Raw genomic sequence first — 5838 nt, 5'->3', positions numbered from 1 at the left:
GGCAAGCTCACCTCGCTGGTCGGCGGTCCGTTATTATTCTGGCTCCTGCGACGCACCCGCCCCCGAGCCGGAGGCTGGGGATGACCACCACCGACACCTCGTCGCTGCGGCGGCGCCTGGCCGCGCTCACCCGCACCTCCGAGCTGCCCGCCACCCCCGAACCGGGTCAGGTCACCCTGCGCGCGGTCGGGCTGACCGTCATCCGGCACGGTGGCAGCGGTCCCGCCCGTCGTGTCCTGGACCGGGTCGGTTTCCAGGTCGCCGCCGGGGAGATCGTCGCCCTCGTCGGGCCCAACGGCGCGGGGAAATCCACTCTGCTGGCCGCGCTCGCCGGTGAGCTCACCCCGGCCGAGGGACGGGTCGAACTCGACGGGCGTGCGCTCACGCACTGGACACCGCTGGACATGGCGCGCCGTCGCGCGGTGCTGCCGCAGAGCCACACCGTCGGTTTTCCCTTCACCGCCCGTGAGGTCGTCGCCATGGGCCGCGCCCCGTGGGCCCGCACCCCCCGCGACCTGGACGACGACCGTGTCGTCGAGCAGTCGCTGGCCGCGGCCGATGTCACCCATCTGGCGCACCGTTCCTTCCCCACCCTGTCCGGTGGTGAACGCGCCCGCGTCGCCCTGGCGCGTGTCCTCGCCCAGCAGACCTCCACCCTGTTGCTGGACGAACCAACCGCCGCCCTCGACCTCGGCCATCAGGAGCAGGTGCTGCGCCTGGCCGCCGCCCGCGCGGGCGAGGGCGCCGCGGTCGTGGTGGTGCTGCACGACCTCGGCATCGCGGCCGCCTACGCCGACCGGGTCGCCGTGCTCGAGGCCGGCCGCGTCGCCGCCGACGGGCCGCCGCGCGAGGTGCTCACCGGCGAACTGCTCAGCCGCGTCTACCAGCACCCGGTCGAGGTGTTCGACCACCCGGTGACCGGCGCGCAACTGGTGCTGCCCGCCCGCGGCTGAACGCGTCCGCTCAGCGCAGCACGTTCACCCGGCCCGCCCGCAGATCGGCCAGCAGGTCGGCGTGCAGTTCGTCGACCAGCGGGCCGGGCAGTTCCTCGTCCAGATCGCAGAACCGCATCTCCTGCACCCGTGGGTCCAGCGAGTGCGCGCGGGTGCCGACGATCCCGCAGCGCAGCACAGTGGTGATCGTCTGCGCCACATCCCCGTCCGGGAAGCGGTGCTCGTAGCCGCTGTACACCCCGTGCAGGGCGTTGACCTTCACCTCGAGACCGGTTTCCTCGGCCACCTGCCGGACAGCTGCGGCGCGGACCGTCTCCCCCAGTTCCACTGTGCCGCACGGCAGTCCCCAGCCCTGGTCCCCGGCGCGGCGGCGCAGCAGCACGCGGCCGTTGTCGATGACGGCCGCGGCGGCGCAGTGCAGTTGGATCGGTGCGTGGCCGACGAGTCCGCGCAGCCATGCGATGTAGTCGCTCATGACTGCGAGTCTGGCAGGATCTGCCGCCAGAAGTACTGGACGGAAACGCTTTACAGGCCGGTAGCCGCGGAATGCGTTGCCGCGCGGACCGCTTCGGCGTTGTCGGCGAGGAACTGGTCGAAGGTCCGCGCCGGACGCCCCGTCAGTCGCGCCACCCCGTCGGTGGGGACGCTCTGCGCGCCGGCAGCGACCTGCGCGACCAGCGTCGCCAGTTGGGTGGCGAACCACTCCGGCAGCCCCTGGGCGGTGAGCGCGGCGGGAATCTGCTCGGCCGGGAACGGCGCGAGCTCGACGGTGCGGCCGAGCACGGCCGACAGTTTCGCGGCCACCTGTGCGTCGGTGAGCGCTTGGCTGCCGGTCAGCACCACCGGCCCCGGCGCGGGCTGCTCGGCGGTCAGCAGGGCGGCCGCGGCGGCGGCGATGTCGGCGGCGTCGACATAGGCGACCGGTGCGTCACCGTAGGAGGCGATCAACCGGCCGTCGGGGGTGAACGCGGTCGGCGCCAGGAAGTTCTGCATGAACCCGGCGGGCTGCAGCACCGACGACCCCAGCCCCGAGGCCCGCAGGTACTCCTCGACCTCCCAGTGCAGTCCCTGCGACAGTGGCGCTGCCGGCGCGGCGTCCCACACCGACACCTTCACCACATGCGCCACCTCCGCCGCCCGCGCGGCGTCGATCAGCGCCTTCTGTCCGCGCAGGCCCGGCTGCTCGCCGTCCACCGGCAGCGCGCCTGGCCCGTTGAGGAACACCCGCCGCACGCCCCGCAACGCCGCCGCCAGCGAGGCCGGGTCGTCGAAGTCGCCGACGGCGTAGTCCACCCCGAGCGCGCGGCCTTTGGCCTCCTCGCGCACCAGCGCCCGCACCGGCGCCCCCTGCTCGTGCAGCGCACGCACCAGATGCCTGCCGATCGAGCCGGTCGCTGCTGTCACCAGGATCATGGAATCGGTCCCCTCTCACGGGTTTGCGGTGCGGCCGGATGCCGCGCCCCTGCGGCTCGAGCACACTGGCCGGCCGCGCCTGGAGCAAGGATTTCGCTCACCGCTCGCCAAACCCTGGACCACGGCTCGCTCCCCGGATCACTTCCCGATCCGGGGAGCTCAGCCGCGAACGGACAGCGCCGGATCGGTTTCAGCGCCGGATCGGTTTCAGCGTTAGGTCAGTTTCAGCGCCAGATCAGTTTCAGCACAGCGGGAGTCAGCATCAGCCGGATCACCGTGGCGTCGATGAGCAGGGCGGCGATCATGCCGTAGGCGATGTACTTCATCAACGCCAGATCCGAGAACCCGAACGCGCCGGTGACCACGATCAGGATCGCCGCGGCCGAGGTGATCACGCTGCCGGTGTGGGCGATGCCGTAGCGGATCGCCTCCTGCGCGTCGGCGCCGGCGGCACGGGCCTCGCTGACACGTGACAGCAGAAACACCTCGTAGTCGGTGGACAACCCGAAGATCACCGCCACGATCAGCACCAGCACCGCGAACATCAGCGGACCGGGTGTGAAGTCGAACAGTTCCGCGCCGTGGCCCTGCACGAACACCCAGGTCAGGATGCCGAGGGTGGTCAGCAGGCTCAGCGCGCTCATCAGCACCGCCTTGACCGCCAGCACGATCGACCGGAACGCCGCGTACATGATCGCCAGCGCCGCCGCCACCAGGATCACCACCAGCAGCGGCAGCCGCTCGAGCAGGCCGTTGATGCTGTCGCGTTCCAGCGCGGGCACTCCGGCCACCATGATCTGCACGCCGTCGGGTTCGGGTATGGCGCGCAGCGCGGAGATGACCGCGTCGGCGTCGCGTTTGTCGCGCAACCCGGCGTCGAGGACGTTGATGCCGTCGGTGGTGGGCACCGCGGGTTCGAACCGGCCGGTCAGGCCGGGGATCTGGTTGGCGGCGCGGCGGATCTCGCCCAGCTGCGCGGAGTCGGCGCCGACCACCACCAGCCGCAGCGGTTCGATGCGGAACGCCGGGAACAGTTCGTCGAACTTCTCCTGCGCCACCCGCGCCGGATTGTCCGAGGCCAGATAGCGTTCGCTGATGCCGCCGAACTCGATGTCGCGCAGCGGCAGCGCCAACGCCAGCAGCGCGAGCACGATCGTCAGCGTCACCGTCCACGGCCGCCGCATCGACCACACCGCCAGCTTCGAGAAGAACCCGGCATCGATCTCGGCTTCGGTCCTGGACCGCGAGAACCGCTTCCAGCCGAGGAAATCGATGTGACGGCCGACGATCGCCAGCGCCGCAGGCAGCGCCGTCACCGACATCACCGCGGCCAGCAGCACCGAACTGATGCCGCCGTAGGGCACCGAGCGCAGCACGCCGTTGGGGAAGATGAACAGTGCCGCCAGGCTGACGGCGATGATGGCCGCCGAGAACAGCACCGTGCGCCCCGCCGTGGCGACCGTGCGGGCCGTCGCCTCCTCCACGCTTCGCCCGGCCGCCAGCTCCTCCCGGAACCTGGTCACCGTGAACAGCCCGTAGTCGATGGCCAGGCCGAGGCTGACCAGCGTCATCACCGCGCTGGCGAAGATGTTGACGTCGATGACACCGGTCAGCGACCGCAGGATGCCCTGGGTGGCCAGCACCGTCATGCCGCCGATGAACACCGGCAGCAGCGCGCCGATGACGCCGCCGAACACGAAGTACAGCAGGATCGCCACCAGCGGCAGCGCGATGATCTCCGCGCGCCGGATGTCGTCCTGCATGCCGATGTTGATGCCCTCCACGATCGGTTGCAGGCCGGCCAGCTGCACCGTCGTGCCGCCGGGACCGCCGCCGGGCACACCGGCGGCCAGGGCGTCCTCGACCGTCAGGTAGTGCTCGATGGTCTCGGTGCCGCCGTCGCCGTGCAGGCCGACGCTGGCGAAGGCGTGGGTGCGGGTGGCGTCGGTGGCCTGGGCGGCGAACGGGCTGTCCCAGTAGCTGTCGATCTTGAGGATCTGCTCGTCGTAGTCGCGCAGCAGATCCGCCAGGTAGGTGGTGACCGCCGACCGCACCGGCGGATCGTCGACGGTGGCGCCGTCGGGGGCGGTGAACAGCAGGATCAGATCGGAGTCGGTGGCGCGGCCGAAGGTGGTGTCGGCCAGCTTCGCGGCGGCCACCGACTCGCTGGACTCGTCGAACCAGCCCTCCTGGGTGAACCGCTCACCCAGGTCACGGCCGTACCAGCCCGACAGCAGCACCGCGAACAGGGTGACCGCGAGCACGAGGAAACGATGGCGGTGGACGAAACGCCCCCACCGCAGGGAACCGGAATGCAACATGGGCGCGCTGAGCTGTTATCCGCAGGCCGGGGTCCGGTAGTCGGCCGAGCGCAGGATGCCGCACAGGTCGTCGCGGGAGATCTTCCAGCGGTCGTCGAGGTAGACGAAGTGCACGATGGTGGTGCGCACCGCGGTGCCGGTGCCGTCCTTGTCCAGGCGCATGGTCGCGGTCAGGGTGCCGTCGTGGTTGTCGAACACCGGGTCGGTGACGCCGTAGACGGCGCGCGGGTTGTCCGCCAGCGCCTGGTACATGTCGGGGATGGCGTCGCGGAAGGCGTCGCCGTCCTCGATGAGGGCGGTGCGTTCGCTGTCGGGCAGCGACGGGTCGAGTGCCCGTTTGATCTGGGCGTCGAGTTCGGCGGCGGTGGGGATCACGCGCGCGGCGATGGAGCTGGAGGTCGCCGCGGCCGAGGACGACAGCGCGGCCACCGCTCTGGAGCGGGCCTCGTCGACGGCGGCGTCGTCGGCGGTGTCGGACCCGCACGCGGCGGTGCCCGCCGCGGCGAGGGCGATCAGGGCCGCTGCGGCGAGCGCGGTCGGCAACGAACGAGTGGTGTGCATCACTACCTACTTACCATCTAGGACAGATCCCAGCCGTCCCAGCAGGGCGCGCACGGTCACCCCGCGGGGGGTGGGGTCGTGGGCGACCGGCTCGGCGGCGGGGATCAGGTCACGGACCAGGGCGACCACGCTGCGTTCGTCGTCGAGGTCGACATCGGTCACCCGTGCGTGGGCGACGGCCACGATGTCCTCCGGTCCCGGCACCGCGCCGGGGTCGATGTCGGGCCGGTAGATCTCGAGCGACAGCACCGCGCGCACCGTGCGGAAGGCGAACGGCCTGCCGTCGTCGGTGGTGCCGAAGCCGTGCGCGAATCTGCCGAGGGTCACATCGTCGACGGCGAACCCCGATCGTTGCTCGGCGGTCACACGGATCTCCCTGGGTCGGACACTGGTGCTGTTCACCGTATCGCTGATCACCGACGGCGCGACCCGCCGGACCCCGGTCACCCGGTGTGTCCGGCCGCCGTGGTCAGATGGAGTGTCGTTTCGTCCCGGTCGTGGAGGAGTTAGGTGGATGCGCCCTGGCGGTGCGGTTTCCCCCATTCTCGCGGTGGTGGTTGCCTCGCTGCTCGGGGTGGCCGGCTGTGGGT

Annotated in this window: 6 protein-coding genes; 1 reads left to right on the top strand and 5 read right to left on the bottom strand. The window is 71.2% G+C overall.

The features are described from left to right. Positions 1–80 precede the first annotated feature (80 nt). Positions 81–953, top strand: a complete 873-nt coding sequence (locus QH283_RS16215; RefSeq protein ID WP_280503819.1) for a heme ABC transporter ATP-binding protein — start codon at positions 81–83, stop codon at positions 951–953. A gap of 10 nt (positions 954–963) precedes the next feature. Here the strand turns inward: QH283_RS16215 and QH283_RS16210 are convergent, their stop codons facing one another. The 5 genes from QH283_RS16210 to QH283_RS16190 all read right to left on the bottom strand — a co-directional run bounded on the left by QH283_RS16210 (position 964) and on the right by QH283_RS16190 (position 5614). Continuing rightward, entirely contained in the window at positions 964–1428 is a 465-nt protein-coding gene (locus QH283_RS16210; protein ID WP_280503818.1) for an NUDIX domain-containing protein, read from the bottom strand. Positions 1429–1478: 50 nt separating this feature from the next. After that, complete coding sequence (locus tag QH283_RS16205) at positions 1479–2366, bottom strand: NmrA family NAD(P)-binding protein (RefSeq protein ID WP_280503817.1); 888 nt, start codon at positions 2364–2366, stop codon at positions 1479–1481. 224 nt (positions 2367–2590) lie between these two features. Beyond that, positions 2591–4630: an MMPL family transporter gene (locus QH283_RS16200; RefSeq protein ID WP_280503816.1), complete on the bottom strand. Its 2040-nt coding sequence runs from the start codon at positions 4628–4630 to the stop codon at positions 2591–2593. 72 nt (positions 4631–4702) lie between these two features. Further along, a complete protein-coding gene (locus tag QH283_RS16195) occupies positions 4703–5248 on the bottom strand; it encodes a hypothetical protein (RefSeq protein ID WP_280503815.1) in 546 nt (181 codons plus the stop codon). A 6-nt stretch (positions 5249–5254) separates the two neighbouring features. Next, entirely contained in the window at positions 5255–5614 is a 360-nt protein-coding gene (locus QH283_RS16190) for a hypothetical protein (protein ID WP_280503814.1), read from the bottom strand. Between the last annotated feature and the right edge of the window lie 224 nt (positions 5615–5838).

It is taken from the genome of Nocardia farcinica, assembly GCF_029867845.1.
Lineage (GTDB): Bacteria > Actinomycetota > Actinomycetes > Mycobacteriales > Mycobacteriaceae > Nocardia > Nocardia farcinica_A.
This window is presented reverse-complemented; position numbering and strand designations above follow the sequence as displayed.